16 protein-coding genes are annotated in these 16,570 nt (G+C 55.7%); 3 read left to right on the top strand and 13 right to left on the bottom strand.

The features are described 5' to 3' along the window. Positions 1-53: 53 nt before the first annotated feature. Together guaA and guaB are read right to left on the bottom strand one after the other, a co-directional pair. Positions 54-1,631 carry a glutamine-hydrolyzing GMP synthase gene (gene guaA, locus BWI76_RS21025; RefSeq protein WP_024359343.1) on the bottom strand — a complete coding sequence of 526 codons (1,578 nt, stop codon included), beginning with the start codon at positions 1,629-1,631 and terminating at the stop codon, positions 54-56. A 68-nt stretch (positions 1,632-1,699) separates the two neighbouring features. Next, positions 1,700-3,166: an IMP dehydrogenase gene (guaB, locus tag BWI76_RS21030; protein WP_004123540.1), complete on the bottom strand. Its 1,467-nt coding sequence runs from the start codon at positions 3,164-3,166 to the stop codon at positions 1,700-1,702. Between the two features lie 158 nt (positions 3,167-3,324). On the opposite strand from guaB, the gene xseA reads away from it, so the two are divergent. From xseA to BWI76_RS21045, 3 genes are all read left to right on the top strand, one after another. Then, on the top strand, positions 3,325-4,698 hold the full coding sequence (gene xseA, locus BWI76_RS21035) for an exodeoxyribonuclease VII large subunit (protein ID WP_004136462.1): 1,374 nt from the start codon (positions 3,325-3,327) through the stop codon (positions 4,696-4,698). A gap of 81 nt (positions 4,699-4,779) precedes the next feature. Then, positions 4,780-5,808: a M4 family metallopeptidase gene (locus tag BWI76_RS21040; RefSeq protein WP_024359345.1), complete on the top strand. Its 1,029-nt coding sequence runs from the start codon at positions 4,780-4,782 to the stop codon at positions 5,806-5,808. Continuing rightward, complete coding sequence (locus BWI76_RS21045) at positions 5,805-6,149, top strand: protealysin inhibitor emfourin (RefSeq protein WP_004136458.1); 345 nt, start codon at positions 5,805-5,807, stop codon at positions 6,147-6,149. Before BWI76_RS21040 ends, BWI76_RS21045 begins: the two co-directional genes overlap by 4 nt. Here BWI76_RS21045 and BWI76_RS21050 read toward each other — a convergent pair. From BWI76_RS21050 to ndk, 11 genes are all read right to left on the bottom strand, one after another. Next, positions 6,146-6,361, bottom strand: coding sequence for a zinc ribbon domain-containing protein (locus BWI76_RS21050; RefSeq protein ID WP_004136456.1), 216 nt, complete (start codon positions 6,359-6,361; stop codon positions 6,146-6,148). The two genes, BWI76_RS21045 and BWI76_RS21050, sit on opposite strands and share 4 nt — an antisense overlap. Positions 6,362-6,480: 119 nt before the next feature. Further along, a complete protein-coding gene (locus BWI76_RS21055; protein ID WP_004136455.1) occupies positions 6,481-6,873 on the bottom strand; it encodes a cell envelope integrity TolA C-terminal domain-containing protein in 393 nt (130 codons plus the stop codon). A gap of 58 nt (positions 6,874-6,931) precedes the next feature. Further along, on the bottom strand, positions 6,932-7,309 hold the full coding sequence (locus tag BWI76_RS21060; RefSeq protein WP_004136454.1) for a TonB family protein: 378 nt from the start codon (positions 7,307-7,309) through the stop codon (positions 6,932-6,934). A gap of 158 nt (positions 7,310-7,467) precedes the next feature. Beyond that, entirely contained in the window at positions 7,468-8,946 is a 1,479-nt protein-coding gene (der, locus tag BWI76_RS21065) for a ribosome biogenesis GTPase Der (protein WP_004136453.1), read from the bottom strand. A gap of 114 nt (positions 8,947-9,060) precedes the next feature. After that, entirely contained in the window at positions 9,061-10,239 is a 1,179-nt protein-coding gene (gene bamB / locus BWI76_RS21070) for an outer membrane protein assembly factor BamB (RefSeq protein WP_004104478.1), read from the bottom strand. Between the two features lie 10 nt (positions 10,240-10,249). Beyond that, on the bottom strand, positions 10,250-10,870 hold the full coding sequence (locus tag BWI76_RS21075; RefSeq protein ID WP_004123578.1) for a YfgM family protein: 621 nt from the start codon (positions 10,868-10,870) through the stop codon (positions 10,250-10,252). A 34-nt stretch (positions 10,871-10,904) separates the two neighbouring features. Then, positions 10,905-12,179 carry a histidine--tRNA ligase gene (hisS, locus tag BWI76_RS21080; RefSeq protein WP_004136452.1) on the bottom strand — a complete coding sequence of 425 codons (1,275 nt, stop codon included), beginning with the start codon at positions 12,177-12,179 and terminating at the stop codon, positions 10,905-10,907. 91 nt (positions 12,180-12,270) lie between these two features. Next, positions 12,271-13,392 carry a flavodoxin-dependent (E)-4-hydroxy-3-methylbut-2-enyl-diphosphate synthase gene (gene ispG, locus BWI76_RS21085; protein WP_004136451.1) on the bottom strand — a complete coding sequence of 374 codons (1,122 nt, stop codon included), beginning with the start codon at positions 13,390-13,392 and terminating at the stop codon, positions 12,271-12,273. A 26-nt stretch (positions 13,393-13,418) separates the two neighbouring features. Beyond that, positions 13,419-14,378: a cytoskeleton protein RodZ gene (rodZ, locus tag BWI76_RS21090; RefSeq protein ID WP_049088335.1), complete on the bottom strand. Its 960-nt coding sequence runs from the start codon at positions 14,376-14,378 to the stop codon at positions 13,419-13,421. Positions 14,379-14,653: 275 nt separating this feature from the next. Then, positions 14,654-15,820, bottom strand: coding sequence for a bifunctional tRNA (adenosine(37)-C2)-methyltransferase TrmG/ribosomal RNA large subunit methyltransferase RlmN (locus BWI76_RS21095; protein ID WP_004123586.1), 1,167 nt, complete (start codon positions 15,818-15,820; stop codon positions 14,654-14,656). A gap of 288 nt (positions 15,821-16,108) precedes the next feature. After that, positions 16,109-16,540, bottom strand: a complete 432-nt coding sequence (ndk, locus tag BWI76_RS21100) for a nucleoside-diphosphate kinase (protein ID WP_004114414.1) — start codon at positions 16,538-16,540, stop codon at positions 16,109-16,111. Between the last annotated feature and the right edge of the window lie 30 nt (positions 16,541-16,570).

A 16,570-nucleotide genomic window follows, 5' to 3' on the forward strand; every position in this document is an offset into this window, starting at 1 on the left:
TGACGTCAATCACTAATGGCATTATTTTATTCAATTAACACAAAGAATAAATTTTATTCCCATTCAATGGTCGCCGGCGGCTTACCGCTGATGTCATACACCACGCGGGAAATACCGTTGACTTCATTGATGATGCGGTTGGACACGCGGCCTAAGAAATCATACGGCAGGTGCGCCCAGTGCGCGGTCATAAAGTCGATGGTTTCGACGGCACGCAGGGAGACCACCCAGTCGTACTTACGGCCATCGCCCATGACGCCGACGGAGCGAACCGGCAGGAACACGGTGAACGCCTGGCTCACTTTGTTGTACAGGTCAGCTTTGTGCAGCTCTTCGATGAAAATTGCGTCCGCGCGACGCAGCAGGTCGCAGTACTCTTTCTTCACTTCGCCCAGCACGCGCACGCCCAGACCCGGGCCCGGGAACGGGTGACGGTACAGCATGTCGTACGGCAGACCCAGCTCGAGGCCAATCTTACGCACTTCATCTTTGAACAGCTCGCGCAGCGGCTCAACGAGGCCCATCTTCATCTCTTTCGGCAGGCCGCCCACGTTGTGGTGAGATTTGATGACGTGCGCCTTACCGGTTGCGGAAGCGGCGGATTCGATGACGTCAGGGTAGATCGTGCCCTGCGCCAGCCATTTAACGTCTTCCAGCTTCAGCGCTTCTTCGTCAAACACTTCCACGAACACGCGACCGATGATTTTACGCTTCGCTTCCGGATCGTTTTCCCCCGCCAGCGCAGACAGGAAACGCGCCTCGCCTTCAACGTGAACGATATTCAGGCCGAAACGGTCGCCGAACATGTCCATAACCTGCTGGGCTTCGTTCAGACGCAGCAGACCGTTATCCACGAAGACGCAGGTCAGGTTTTTGCCGATAGCGCGATGCAGCAGCATTGCGGTAACAGACGAGTCCACGCCGCCGGAGAGGCCGAGAATGACTTTATCGTCGCCAACCTGCTGACGAATGCGCTCAATAGCATCGTCGATAATTTTGGCTGGCGTCCATAGCGCCTCACACTGGCAGATATCGCGTACGAAACGCTCCAGCATGCGCAGACCCTGACGGGTGTGGGTCACTTCCGGGTGGAACTGCACGCCGTAGAAGCGCTTCTCTTCGTTAGCCATAATGGCGAACGGGCAGGTTTCGGTGCTGGCAACGGTGACGAAGTCAGACGGGATGGCGGTGACTTTGTCGCCGTGGCTCATCCAGACGTCCAGCATCGGCTTACCATCCGCGCTCAGCGCATCTTCAATACCGTGGATCAGGGCGCTATCGGTTTGAACCTCAACCTGGGCATAGCCAAACTCACGCTCATTAGACGCTTCAACGTGTCCGCCCAGCTGCATCGCCATGGTCTGCATGCCGTAGCATACGCCAAAAACCGGCACGCCGGCTTCGAAGACATACTGCGGCGCGCGCGGGCTGTTATCTTCGGTGGTGCTTTCCGGGCCGCCGGAAAGAATAATGCCGTTAGGATTAAACTCACGAATTTGAGCTTCAGTCACGTCCCATGCCCACAGTTCGCAATAGACACCTAATTCACGAACGCGACGCGCAACCAGCTGGGTGTACTGAGAACCGAAGTCCAGGATAAGAATACGATGTTTATGAATGTTATCCGTCATTGACGATAATTCCGAGGCAAGTGATACAGGTTAAATAAATCGCCCGGCGCGTGGCCGGGCGATGAAAATCAGGAGCCCATGCGGTAGTTCGGGGATTCCTTAGTGATGGTCACGTCGTGAACGTGGCTCTCCTGGATACCGGCGCCGCTGATGCGCACGAATTCCGCTTTGGTCCGCAGGGTGTCGATGGTACCACAACCGGTCAGACCCATACAGGAGCGCAGGCCGCCCATCTGCTGGTGAATAATCTCTTTCAGACGCCCTTTATAGGCGACGCGACCTTCGATACCTTCCGGCACCAGTTTGTCGGCGGCGTTATCGGTCTGGAAGTAGCGATCGGAGGAACCTTTAGACATCGCGCCCAGGGAACCCATACCGCGGTAAGACTTGTAAGAACGGCCCTGATAGAGTTCGATTTCGCCCGGAGACTCTTCGGTACCCGCCAGCATCGAACCGACCATGACGGCGGCCGCGCCCGCGGCAATCGCTTTCGCGATATCGCCGGAGAAACGGATACCGCCGTCGGCGATAACCGGGATACCCGTGCCTTCCAGCGCTTCAACCGCGTCGGAAACGGCGGTGATCTGCGGAACGCCCACGCCGGTCACGATACGGGTCGTACAGATGGAGCCAGGGCCGATACCCACTTTCACCGCGCTGCAGCCGGCTTCCGCCAGCGCGCGAGCGCCCGCACCGGTCGCCACGTTGCCGCCGATGATTTGCAGGTCAGGGTATTTAGCGCGAGTATCGCGAATACGCTGCAATACGCCTTCAGAGTGGCCGTGAGAGGAGTCGATCAGCAGAATATCTACGCCCGCGGCAACCAGCGCATCAACGCGCTCTTCGTTGCCCGCACCCGCGCCAACCGCCGCGCCAACGCGCAGGCGACCCTGCTCATCTTTACAGGCGTTCGGTTTACGTTCTGCTTTCTGGAAATCTTTAACGGTGATCATGCCGAGAAGATGGAAGCTGTCATCCACAACCAGCGCTTTCTCAACGCGTTTCTCATGCATTTTGGCAAAGACCACTTCGCGGCTTTCGCCTTCGCGAACGGTCACCAGACGCTCTTTAGGCGTCATATAAACGCTAACCGGCTGATTCAGGTCGGTGACGAAACGCACATCGCGACCGGTGATAATGCCGACCAGCTCGTTGTCTTCGGTCACCACCGGATAGCCAGCAAAACCGTTGCGTTCGGTCAGTACTTTGACTTCGCGCAGGGTGGTGGTTGGCAGGACGGTCTGCGGGTCGGTCACCACGCCGGATTCATGCTTTTTCACGCGCCTTACTTCTTCAGCCTGGCGTTCAATAGACATGTTTTTATGAATAAAGCCGATGCCGCCTTCCTGTGCCAGGGCAATTGCCAGACGCGCTTCAGTCACGGTATCCATTGCAGCGGAAAGCATAGGAATATTCAGACGAATGGTTTTCGTCAGCTGAGTGCTGAGATCGGCGGTATTTGGCAGAACGGTTGAGTGAGCGGGAACGAGGAGGACGTCGTCAAACGTCAGGGCTTCTTTAGCGATACGTAGCATGGGCAATATCTCGACCAGGGTGGATAAATATTGCCGTGGCATTATACAGAGCGTAACCGATTGCATCTACCCTTTTTTGCAAATAATACTTGCGATCCCCTCCCAGCAGGTTACTATCGACTGAATAACCTGCTGATTTAAAATTTGATCTTGCTCACATGTTGCCATCTCAATCCCCCTCAATTTACACGGTTAGCCGCCTCAATCAGTCGGTTCGACTGCTGCTGGAACGTGAAATGGGCCAGGTGTGGATTAGCGGCGAGATTTCAAACTTCAACCAACCCTCTTCTGGTCACTGGTACTTCACCTTAAAGGACGATAACGCCCAGGTGCGCTGCGCGATGTTCCGCAACAGCAACCGCCGCGTGACCTTCCGCCCGCAGCACGGGCAGCAGGTGCTGGTACGCGCCAATATCACGCTTTACGAGCCGCGCGGCGATTATCAAATTATCGTCGAAAGCATGCAGCCGGCGGGCGAAGGTCTGCTGCAGCAGAAGTATGAACAGCTCAAGGCAGCGCTGGCCGCGGAAGGCTTGTTCGATCAGCAGCATAAAAAAGCGCTCCCCTCCCCCGCGCACTGCATTGGCGTTATTACCTCTAAAACCGGCGCTGCGCTGCACGATATTTTGCACGTACTCAAGCGCCGCGATCCTTCCCTGCCGGTCGTTATCTACCCGACCGCCGTACAGGGTGAAGATGCGCCGGGGCAGATCGTTCGCGCCATTGAACTGGCCAACGCGCGCCATGAGTGCGATGTGCTGATTGTCGGGCGCGGCGGCGGTTCGCTGGAAGATCTATGGAGCTTTAACGACGAGCGGGTGGCGCGGGCGATTTTCGCCAGCCCTATTCCCATCGTCAGCGCCGTAGGCCATGAGACCGACGTCACTATCGCCGACTTTGTTGCCGACCTGCGCGCGCCAACGCCTTCCGCCGCGGCAGAAATTGTCAGCCGCAACCAGCAGGAGCTGCTGCGCCAGCTCCAGTCCGGGCAGCAGCGTCTCGAAATGGCGATGGACTACTTCCTTGCCAACCGCCATCGCCGATTTACCCAAATTTTTCACCGCCTGCAGCAGCAGCATCCCCAGCTGCGGCTGGCCCGTCAGCAAACGGAACTCGAAAGATTGCGCCAACGCATGCGTTTCGCTCTTGAGACGCAGATGAAGCGCGCCGACCAGCGCCAACAGCGCGCCGCGCAGCGCCTGAATCAACAAAATCCGCAGCCGCGCATTCACCGCGCCCAGAGCCGTATTCAACAGCTGGAATACCGGCTGGCGGAAAACATCCGCGCGCGTCTTGGCGATCAACGTGAACGCTTCGGTAATATGGTCACGCATCTGGAAGCCGTCAGCCCGCTGGCGACGCTCGCCCGCGGCTATAGCGTCACTTCCGTCAGCGACGGCAAAGTGCTGAAACAAACGACGCAGGTGCGCGAGGGTGACCTTCTCACGACCCGCCTGAACGATGGTTGGGTAGAGAGCGAAGTGAAGAACATCACGCCGGTGAAGAAAACCCGTACCCGCAAAAAAGCCTGATTATCCTGCCATTTCGACCGGTGATAACTATACTGCAGTCATGCCCTTTTAAAACGGTTTTACCCGGCTAAGGAGCGTGACATGCCAGAAGCTTATCCCCGTTATGTGATCCCGCCCTACATCTTACGTCGTATTGTCGATCGTGGTTCTCTTCAGCAGCAGCGCTGCGCGCAGAATACCCTCAGCCATGTTCAGACCCTGATGGCGCACGTTCCGGGCCGCCCCGCCGCCGCCCACGTCACGACGCCGGGCCTGCTTGAGCGTGACATTTATGATGCCGGGCAGACCCAGGATCTGCCGGGTACCCAGGTCCGTTTTGAGGGACAGCCCTCTAACGGCGACGTAGCCGTTGATGAAGCCTATGACTATCTCGGCATCACCCATGATTTTTTCTGGAAGAGCTACCAGCGAGATTCGCTGGATAACCGCGGGTTGAAGCTCACCGGCAGCGTGCACTATGGTCACGAATATCAAAACGCGTTCTGGAACGGCCAACAAATGGTATTCGGCGACGGCGATGGCGAGATTTTTAATCGTTTTACTATCGCTATTGACGTGGTGGCGCACGAGCTAAGCCACGGCGTGACGGAGAGCGAAGCCGGTCTCATCTATTTCGAACAATCCGGCGCGCTCAACGAATCGCTATCGGATGTCTTTGGATCGCTGGTCAAACAATATCAGCGCCAGCAGACGGCTGACAAAGCGGACTGGATCATTGGCGAGGGGCTACTCGCGAAAGGCATCCACGGCAAAGGTCTGCGCTCTATGTCGCAGCCTGGCACCGCTTATGATGACCCTATCCTTGGCAAAGACCCGCAACCCGCGCATATGAAAGATTTTGTTCATACCCAGCAGGATAACGGCGGCGTTCATATTAACTCCGGTATTCCTAATCACGCCTTTTATCTCGCCGCCAGCGCAATCGGCGGTTTTGCATGGGAAAAAGCGGGATATGCCTGGTACGACGCGGTGTGCGATCACTCTCTGGCAAAAGACGCCGACTTCTCCGCCTTTGCCAGACTGACGATTCACCATGGCGAGAAACGCTCTGGCAAAGAGGCCGCTGATGCGATTACTCAGGCCTGGGAGCGGGTCGGAGTCGCGCTATGAAACTCCCCGATCTCAGCGATGACGCGGTCATTGAGCTGGCGCGCGAGGGTGGCGTCGCCTGGATCCCGGCGCTCAGCGGGATGCGGAAGATTGTCGTTGCCCGGCTTAACGAGCAACAAAGGCAGCGGATCGCGACGATTCTCCAACAGTCGCTACCGCTGGGCAAACCGCCAGGTCAGCCCGACTCGCCGGGGAGCGGCGACCAGCGTTTCTTCCGCATTCAGATAATTAGCGAACAGCATTATCACAGCCTGATTATCCTCATTCCCGAGGAGCGTGCGCCAAATTCACTGATTGAACTCTGGCGCGACGGTGAAGGCTGCGTCAGCGATAAAGATTAAATAGGCACAAACTCGACGCGTTTTTTTGAAATCAGCCCGTGGCCGTGCTGGCAGAAGTAATCCACCGCGCCGCAGGCTTTTAATACTTCTAGCGGCTGGTGGCAATCCGGGCAGCGGGCTTCAACAGCATAATCTTTCGCACAACGCTCGCAATGGGCGCTATTGCCCTGCACAGCAAGCTGCGCATGGCACACGGGGCAATCAAATTCCATGGTGACTCCTGACAATGGGTATATAGCTTTATTTTATCACGGTTGCATAATCTGTGGCTGCTGCCGCTCATTAACCCTCCGCAGGCTATTCGCCCCCTGCCTGGCCGCCGCGTTTAATTTTATTCACCCTGCATACTGAATCGGGACTGAGCAAAAGCGTCATAGACCTGCTTATCGGTGAACGGCGGAAAAGTGGCCCGTTTAGCGGCATCAACCAGCGCGGCACAATATGCTTTATTACCTTCGCTCGTTGTCACGCTATTCAGTTTACCCTCATCGCTAAAACTCAGATGTATCGTGCATTTTTTACCCGTCCAGCCGTAGCGATTGGATAACCGGGAATCAATAGACTCTTTTATCGCTCTCGCCTGCCTGCCATATTCATCGTCATCGCTGAATCGTCCGGAGCTACAGCTCCCAAGCGCTGATGTTTTATGGCAGTCAGCAGGATGAAACGGCGCACAGCTGCTGGCTAAAATAACCAAACCGACCATCACTATTGTTTTTTTCATATCCCTGTTCCCGGCGTTTATTACGATTGTCCCTACGTTATTTCACGTGCGTTCAACTTTAGCGAAAAGGGACGCCCCTGCTTTGAATACTGCCGGGCTGGTTTGGCGCTGGCACCTCTACGCAAGACGGCCCGGGCGTGAAATGAATGGTAATGATGTTATTGCTGGAAGGCTTCCCTTTGACGTATCGCCATTTTTCCATTGCGGCCCTGACTTCATTATCAAACATTCCTGAAGGATCGGAGCTTAATAACTGAACGTTAATCACCCGCCCGTTCTCATCAACGTCAAATTGCGCTTTAACCTGACCTGGTATTCCTTTTTTTTCAGCTTTCGCGGGATAAGCAGGCTTAACGCGCGGTTCAATCGCTTGTGATTCAGCAGCACAGGCTATGGGAATAAGACACAGCATCAGGAGAGTTAAAAGGCTTTTCATTCTGACCTCATTGTCACAAAAATATCTATCCTCCTTGGTTTTTCTCACATTTATAACGCGGCCTCAAGCGAGTTTATTATTATTCTGCGCATGAACAATAGCGATAATAAAAAAGCCCGACGGGTGCGGGCTTTAGATTTTTGAGGCTGGCGGCTAACTTACTTGCTTTTCTTAATATGCTTGATCAAGCGCTTACGCTTACGCATCTGGTTCGGCGTCAGGGTATTACGTTTGTTGGCAAACGGGTTTTCCCCTTCCTTGAACTGAATACGAATCGGCGTACCCATCACTTCCAGCGATTTACGGAAGTAGTTCATCAGATAGCGTTTGTACGAATCCGGCAGGTCTTTAACCTGGTTACCGTGAATCACCACGATCGGTGGGTTATAACCACCGGCGTGGGCATATTTCAGCTTCACGCGACGGCCGCGCACCAGCGGCGGCTGATGGTCTTCGGCAGCCATAGTCATAATGCGGGTCAGCATAGCGGTGCCCACGCGACGGGTGGCGCTGTCGTACGCCTCGCGTACGGATTCGAACAGGTTGCCAACGCCGCTGCCGTGCAGCGCGGAGATAAAGTGCACGCGGGCAAAGTCGATAAAGCCCAGACGGAAGTCGAGGGTCTCTTTCACCTGCTCTTTCACTTCCTGGCTCAGGCCGTCCCATTTATTGACGACAATCACCAGCGAGCGGCCGCTGTTGAGAATAAAGCCCAGCAGGGAGAGATCCTGATCGGAAATCCCTTCGCGCGCATCAATGACCAACAGCACCACGTTGGCATCTTCAATCGCCTGCAGCGTTTTGATCACCGAGAATTTTTCGACGACATCGGTAATTTTCCCGCGCTTACGCACGCCTGCGGTATCAATAAGAACGTATTCCCGCTCATCGCGCTGCATCGGGATGTAGATGCTGTCGCGAGTGGTTCCCGGCATATCGTAAACCACCACACGATCTTCGCCCAGAATACGGTTGGTGAGCGTTGACTTACCCACGTTCGGGCGGCCCACAATCGCCAGCTTAATCGGCAGATCCTGCGGGTTAAAATCATCTTCCGGCTCTTCAACTTCTGCGCCGTTCTGCTCCGCTTCAAACTGCGCCCAGTATGCCGCGTCCTCGTCCACTTCTTCCGGCGGGTTCACCTCGTCAACCCACGGTAGCAGCACATGCTCCAGCAGGCTGGTGACGCCGCGACCGTGTGAAGCGGCGATGGGATAAATCTCGCCTAAACCCAGCGACCAAAAATCGGCAATCGCCTGATCGGCATCGATGCCGTCAGTTTTGTTTGCCACCAGGAAGGTCGGTTTTTCACGAGAGCGCAGATGTTTCGCAATTGCCGAATCCGCCGGCATCAGGCCCGCACGCGCATCGACCATAAACAGCACGACGTCCGCTTCTTCGATTGCCAGCAGCGACTGTTCCGCCATCCGCGTTTCTACGCCATCTTCGGTACCGTCGATCCCGCCGGTATCGATACAGATAAATTCGCGGCCTTCCACTTCAGCACGACCGTACTTACGGTCACGAGTCAGCCCCGGAAAATCCGCGACCAACGCATCGCGAGTGCGCGTTAAGCGGTTAAAAAGCGTGGATTTTCCAACGTTAGGGCGCCCGACAAGCGCGACCACAGGTATCATGTTAAATGCCTCATACTAAAATCGATACAACGCCATTTTCACGGCGTTTTTAAAAAAGCCAAAACGGCCCCTGTCTGCCAGGGGCCGTTTCTCAAAAATAGACTACCGCTGTTGTTAACGCGTAATCGCGTACAGCGTGCCGTCTTTCGCCTGAATCAGCAGCTTGCCGTCAGCCACAACCGGATCGGTCAGGAAGCCTGAGCTGTCTACCTTTTGCTGAGCCACAAAGTGACCATCTTCCGGGTTGACCCAGTGCATATAGCCTTCGCTATCGCCAACCACCAGGTTGCCATTATACAGCACAGGCGCCGTCAGCAGACGGTGCAGCAGATCGCTTTGCGTCCACAGCGTCACGCCGCCGTCGGTAGTAAGCGCCAGCAGACGGTCGTTTTGATCAACCAGGTATATACGGTTGCCGTCGACGATGAAATCGTTCACTGAACCCAGCTCGCGTTTCCACATAATCTGGCCGCTGCGCAGATCCAGCGCCGTCAGGTTGCCGTTATAGGCCAGCGCATAAATCACGCCGTTCACGATAACCGGCGTCGTGTCGACGTCGTTAAGACGGTCGATTTCAGTCGGACCGGTGGCGGTAGAGATACGCTGTTGCCAAATCATCTGGCCCTGCTGCATCAGCACCGCGCTGACGCGACCGTTATCGCCGCCCACAATCGCTGCGCCGTACGCGGTAGCCGGAGCGGATTCGCCGCGCAGAGAGAGCGCTGGCATATCCAGGTTAACGGTCCATTTCACCGCGCCGTCAGCTTCGTTCAGCGCCTGCAGCTGACCGTTAGTAGTATGAATCAGCACCATACCGTCGCTGACGACCGGACGGGAAATCGCTTCACCCGCCACGCTCGCTTCCCATGCAACGGTACCGTCGCTGGTGTTCAGCGCGTAAACTTTCGCTTTTTCGCTACCGATATAAACATGGCCGCCGGAGACGGTCACGCCGCCGGAGAGCAGCGCAGGCGCGCGGGAGAACCAGCCGTCTTTCTCGGCCAGGTTAACCGACCACACCTCTTTGCCGTCGCCTGAATTCAGGGCTTTAACGGTGCCTTTACGATCGGCGGCATACACAACGCCATCAGCAAACGCCGGGTGCAGGTTAGAGTAGAATTCGCCAATACCGCCGCCAACGGAGGTGCTCCAGGACGTGGACGGCGTAAACTGGTTTTCCACCGTCGGCAGTGGCGACATTTTCACCACATCTTCTTCGCTGTTAAACAGCGAACAACCGCTCAATAAGGTAACGGAAAGCAGCCCTGGCAAAAGTAATTTACGCAATTGCATCGAGTCCCTCTCAGATGGACAAATTATTTATTTTCATACGCATCATTTCGCTGAGCGCCGGTGAAGCATCGCTTTTCGCGCCCGCTTCCCATGCCGCTTTCGCCCCTTGCTTATCGCCTTTGCTCAGCAGGATCTCGCCGCGCAGGTCGGCGACAATCGCGGTCCAGCCTTCGCCTTTCACGGCATCCAGGGTTTTCAGCGCGGCATCAGGCTGCTTAAGCTGCAGCTGTACGCGAGCAAGACGCATATTGATAACCGATTTCAGGTTATCATCAGAAGCGGCTGCCAGCCCCTGCTGAAGCTGCTTTTCAGCGTTCTGCAGGTCGTTTTTATCGACAAACTGCTGCGCCAGCTCAAGAGACGCAAACGCACCATAGGTGTTTTTGCTGTCGGCGGCAAATTTCTGCGCCGCGTTCAGCGCTTCGGGTTTATCCGATTTGAGCGCGGAAATCGCATTTTCATATGCCAGAGACGAGCCCCTGGCGGTGTCCAGCTGATGGGAGGTCCAGTAGCGCCAGCCAACCAGCGCGCCAACGCCCAAAATCACCCCGACGGCCAGCGCCTTGCCATTTTCAGCAAAGAAACGCTTTAACGCATCGACCTGATCGTTTTCGTTATTGTAAAGTTCCACGCAGTCCTTCTCCTGACTAATGATTCCCGGGAGATTAACCCAGAAGTGTGCGCAAATGCGCAGCAACGCTATCCTGCGTTACGGTAGTTTGCTCACCTGAGCGTAAATCTTTCACTACCACGTTTCCGTCGGCGATTTCTGATTCGCCCAGCACCAGCGCAACGCGAGCGCCCCATTTATCAGCGCGCGCAAACTGCTTCTTAAAGTTGCCGCCGCCGTGGTTGGTCATCAGCTTAACGCCGGGTAACGCATCGCGTACCTGTTCAGCCAGACGCATTGCTGCGGACTGGGTGTCAGTTCCGGAGGCTACCAGGTATATATCGACAACAGGATCGGCTTTAAATTCCGGATTCACTGCCTGAACCAGTAAAACAAGACGTTCCAGCCCCATCGCAAAGCCGACGCCAGGGGTAGCGCGACCGCCAAGCTGCTCAACCAGACCATCGTAACGGCCTCCGGCGCAGACGGTGCCCTGGGAACCGAGGCTGGTGGTGACCCACTCAAACACGGTGCGGTTGTAGTAGTCGAGACCGCGTACCAGACGCTGATTCACGGTATAGCGAATACCGGCATCATCCAGCAGCGCGCACAGCCCGGCAAAATGCGTTTTGGACTCTTCATCAAGATAGTCGCCCAGCGTCGGGGCGTCGTTCAGCAGCGCCTGGACGTCCGGGTTTTTAGAATCCAGCACGCGCAGCGGGTTGGTGTACATGCGGCGTTTGCAGTCTTCGTCCAGCTTATCTTTAAACTGCTCAAGATAGGCCACCAGCGCGTCGCGATAGTTAGCGCGAGCCTCCAGCGAACCGATAGAGTTCAGCTCCAGCGCAACGTGGCCGGAGATGCCCAGCTCGCGCCACCAGCGGGCGGTCAGCATAATCAGCTCGGCATCGATATCCGGCCCCTGCAGGCCAAACGCTTCGGCGCCAATCTGGTGGAACTGACGGTAGCGGCCTTTTTGCGGACGTTCGTGGCGGAACATCGGCCCAATGTACCACAGGCGCTGTTCTTGATTGTACAGGAGACCATGTTCGATACCGGCGCGTACGCAGCCAGCCGTGCCTTCCGGACGCAGAGTCAGGCTATCGCCGTTACGGTCCTCAAAGGTGTACATCTCTTTTTCAACCACGTCGGTCACTTCGCCGATAGCGCGTTTGAATAACGGGGTCTGCTCTACAATCGGCAAACGGATTTCGCTGTAACCGTAGCTACCAAGCACCTGCTTCAGTGAGCCTTCAATGCGCTGCCAGAGAGCGGTTTCGCCCGGCAGATAATCGTTCATGCCACGGATGGCTTGAATGTTCTTTGCCACGTTTATTCTCTTTATATATACAAAAATGAACCCCGGCGCCTCGCGCCCGCAGGTTCAATCATACACGGGAAGCGTATCGCTTCCCAACACGTTATTTCGCTTCAACCTGCTGGATATCGATACGACGCGCCTCATCCAGCATCGATGCTTTAGCGCGAATACGCGCTTCCAGCTGATCGATCATATCGTCGTTATCCAGCCTGTCTTTACGTACGCCGTCTTCGTACAGGCCGCTTTTCTTATTGCCGCCGGTTACGCCGAGGGTGGAAACCAGCGCCTCGCCGGGACCGTTTACCACGCAGCCAATGATCGAAATATCCATCGGCGTAATGATATCTTCCAGGCGCTGCTCCAGCGCGTTAACGGTACCGATAACGTCAAACTCCTGACGTGAACAGGTCGGGCAGGCAATAAAGTTGATCCCGCGAGAGCGAATACGCAGCGACTTGAGAATATCGAAGCCCACTTTGATCTCTTCAACGGGATCCGCCGCCAGAGAGACGCGCAGCGTATCGCCGATCCCTTCAGACAGCAGCAGGCCGAGGCCGATCGCGGACTTCACCGCGCCGCTGCGCGCGCCGCCCGCTTCGGTGATCCCGAGGTGCAGAGGCTGATCGATCTGTTTCGCCAACAGGCGATAGGATTCAACCGCGAGGAACACATCGGAGGCTTTTACGCTGACTTTAAACTGATCGAAGTTGAGACGATCGAGATGATCGACATGGCGCATTGCCGATTCCAGCAGCGCCTGCGGGGTCGGTTCGCCGTATTTTTCCTGGAGATCTTTTTCCAGAGAACCGGCGTTTACCCCGATACGGATAGGAATATTTTTATCGCGAGCGCAGTCCACCACCATGCGGATACGCTCTTCGTTGCCGATATTGCCCGGGTTAATACGCAGGCAATCAACGCCGTATTCCGCTACCTTCAGCGCAATGCGGTAATCGAAGTGGATATCGGCAACCAGCGGGACGTTAACCTGCTGTTTGATAAGTTTGAACGCTTCCGCCGCATCCATCGTCGGCACCGAAACGCGCACGATATCCGCGCCAACGCGCTCGAGGGCTTTAATTTGATTTACCGTCGCCGCCACATCGGTGGTGCGCGTGTTTGTCATCGACTGTACGGCGATGGGGGCGCCATCGCCAATCGGCACATTCCCAACGTAAATTCGTTTTGATTTTCTACGTTGAATCGGAGCCTGGTTATGCATGAAAAATCTCCCGCGTTACCCGTCTGTTACTGCGCCGGTGATTGTTCGGCATTAAGGGTCAGACGTGCAACCTGGTTAGTTCTGATAAAACGACTTAAATCGACAGGTTTACCCAAATACTGAATCTGTACCGCTGCCGGGGCGCCGATTTTCAGTTTATAAGGTGCCTGGCCGCTCAGGTTGAGGTTACCGCCTTTACGCTGCAAACCGCTGAACAGCTTTTTACCGGTCGCATCGCTCACTTCCAGCCAGCAGTCGGCGGTGAAGTTCAGCACCAGATCCTGCGCGGAGGCCGCCGCAGCGGTCACGTTTGCCTGATCGGTCGGTAACGGCGAAGTTGCCGCCGTATCAACGTTTGCCTGCGAAGGCGCGACCACGGCGTTATTCTCGACCGGAGCCGGGGCCGGTGCTGGAGTCGGCGCCGGAGAGGTCTCGACAGGCGCGCTATTGGCAGCGGTATCCGGTGCGGAATTCGCCGATTGATTATCCAGCGGGATGCTTTGGCTGTTGTTATCGCCAGAATTCAGTTCGGCGGAGGATTGATCGGCCATCGTGGAGATCTCATCCTGCTGCGCTTTGTGGTCCTGCCACCACCAGGCGCCGCTGAGGCCGATCACCACGAACAGCACCAGCCAGGTAAAGCTCATCAGCCAACCGTCGCGCTTTTTGCGACGTTTACCCAGCGAGAAGGTCTGCATGGGGGCAACTTTCGCCGCCCGAATCGGAGCCTGCTTGGCCATCATCGGCAGCAGCTCTTCTTCTGGAATGTGCACAAGGCGAGCATAAGAGCGGATATAGCCGCGCAGGAAGGTTGAAGCAAGATCGGCGGGTGCCTTATCGTCTTCAATATCACGAACCGTGGAAACCTTCAGGCATAAGCGTTCAGCCACCGCCTGCTGGCTGAGCCCGAGTTGTTCGCGGGCATTACGCAGACGCGCGCCCGTAGTGTTTGCTTCTTGATGGTCTTGAGTGGCTTCAGTATTCATTCGCTACAACTACTGGTACGTGAAATTTAAAATTCAGCGCCGGTTACCCCGCGCCGCGAGACATCTGCTCAACGTCAGACAAACAGTATAAGTCCGTATGACCTGGTATCACAGAGACTTATCAAAATTGAATGCTAAGCGGTTGTTGTACCGCTACATACTGCCTCAAAGTCGACAAAAACGCACCGTAATTATTAACCACAACAGCGTATTTCGCCCGGCTATTCCACAAATATGCAACGCACCGCCCAGGCTGTGCGCTGCATCATTTATGATCAGACCGCCTTCACGTCGATCGCTTCGCCCTGCATACGTTTACGCAGCGTACGCTTGGTACGGTCGATAACGTCGCCGGCCAGCTGACCGCAGGCGGCGTCGATATCGTCGCCGCGGGTTTTACGCACGATCGTGGTGAAACCATACTCCATTAACACCTTGGAGAAACGGTCGATACGGCTGTTGGAGCTACGGCCATACGGCGCGCCAGGGAAGGGGTTCCATGGGATCAGGTTGATCTTGCACGGCGTATCTTTCAGCAGCGCGGCCAGCTCATGCGCATGCTCGGTGCCGTCGTTGACGTGATCCAGCATGACGTATTCGATAGTGACGCGGCCCTGGTTGGCGTTGGACTTCGAAATATAGCCGCGCACCGAGTTCAGGAAGGTCTCGATGTTGTATTTCTTGTTGATCGGCACGATTTCGTCGCGAATGGTATCGTTCGGCGCGTGCAGAGAGATGGCCAGCGCGACGTCAATCATATCGCCAAGCTTATCAAGCGCTGGCACCACGCCGGAGGTGGAGAGCGTGACGCGACGCTTAGAAAGACCAAAGCCGAAGTCGTCAAGCATGATTTCCATGGCCGGAACCACGTTAGTCAGGTTCAGCAGCGGCTCGCCCATCCCCATCATCACTACGTTGGTAATCGGACGTACGCCGGTGGTCTTCACCGCGCCGACGATTTTCGCCGCGCGCCAGACCTGGCCGATAATTTCCGAAACCCGCAGGTTGCGGTTAAAACCCTGCTGGGCCGTAGAACAGAATTTACACTCCAGCGCGCAGCCCACCTGGGAAGAAACGCACAGGGTGGCGCGATCGTCTTCCGGGATGTACACGGTTTCGACGCGCTGATCGCCAACGGCAATCGCCCACTTGATGGTGCCGTCGCTCGAGCGCTGCTCTTCCACGACTTCCGGCGCGCGGATCTCCGCGACTTCCTTTAATTTTCCGCGCAGAACCTTGTTGATGTCGGTCATCTCATCAAAGTTATCGCAGCAGTAGTGATACATCCATTTCATCACCTGATCGGCGCGAAAAGGCTTTTCGCCCATGTTTTTGAAAAACTCGCGCAGCTGCTGACGGTTCAAATCCAGCAGGTTGATTTTGGCATCTTTGTTCGGCACCGTCAGAGCGGCGCTATCAGGCGTGACTATTTGTTCAGACATAATTGATTCCGGCCTCGTTATTACACGTTATGGCCCCTGGAGGGTTGAAAAAAGAAACGCCCCGGGAGCGACTGCTCATCCGGGGCGCTGTATTCTACAAATTCTGGCTCATCAATACCACGTTTGCACGCTGCAATGATGAAAAAATCTGTAACTGCCTGGCAGATCCTATAAGGATTTTCGATTGTCGCAAGGCGGCAAGCAAGTGAAGCCCCGGGAGCATAGATAACTATGTGACCGGGTGAACGCGCGCAGCCAATACCGCGACGGTCGAAAAGCCGACGAAGATTAGCGGGTGCGCGGACAAACCTCGCCTTCAGCAAAGAAAAACGCGATTTCGCGCGCGGCGGATTCAACAGAATCGGAACCGTGGGTGCCGTTCTCGGTGAAGCTGTCAGCGTAGTCTGCGCGCAGGGTACCCGCCAGCGCGTTCGCCGGGTTGGTTGCGCCCAGCAGGTCACGATGACGCTGAACCGCATTTTCGCCTTCCAGCACGGAAACCACGATCGGACCGGAAGTCATAAATTCAACCAGACCGTCAAAGAACGGGCGACCTTCGTGCTCAGCATAGAAGCCGCGAGCCTGCTCAACGGTCAGATGCAGCATTTTGGTGCCAACAATTTTGAACCCTGCAGCTTCAAAGCGAGAAAAGATGCCGCCAATAACGTTTTTTGCCACCGCGTTTGGTTTGATGATGGAAAAAGTACGTTCAATAGCCATGATAACCTCTTTATATATGTTGTTCTGTTT

Origin of the sequence: Klebsiella sp. M5al (assembly GCF_002090195.1) — a bacterium.
Lineage (GTDB): Bacteria > Pseudomonadota > Gammaproteobacteria > Enterobacterales > Enterobacteriaceae > Klebsiella > Klebsiella grimontii.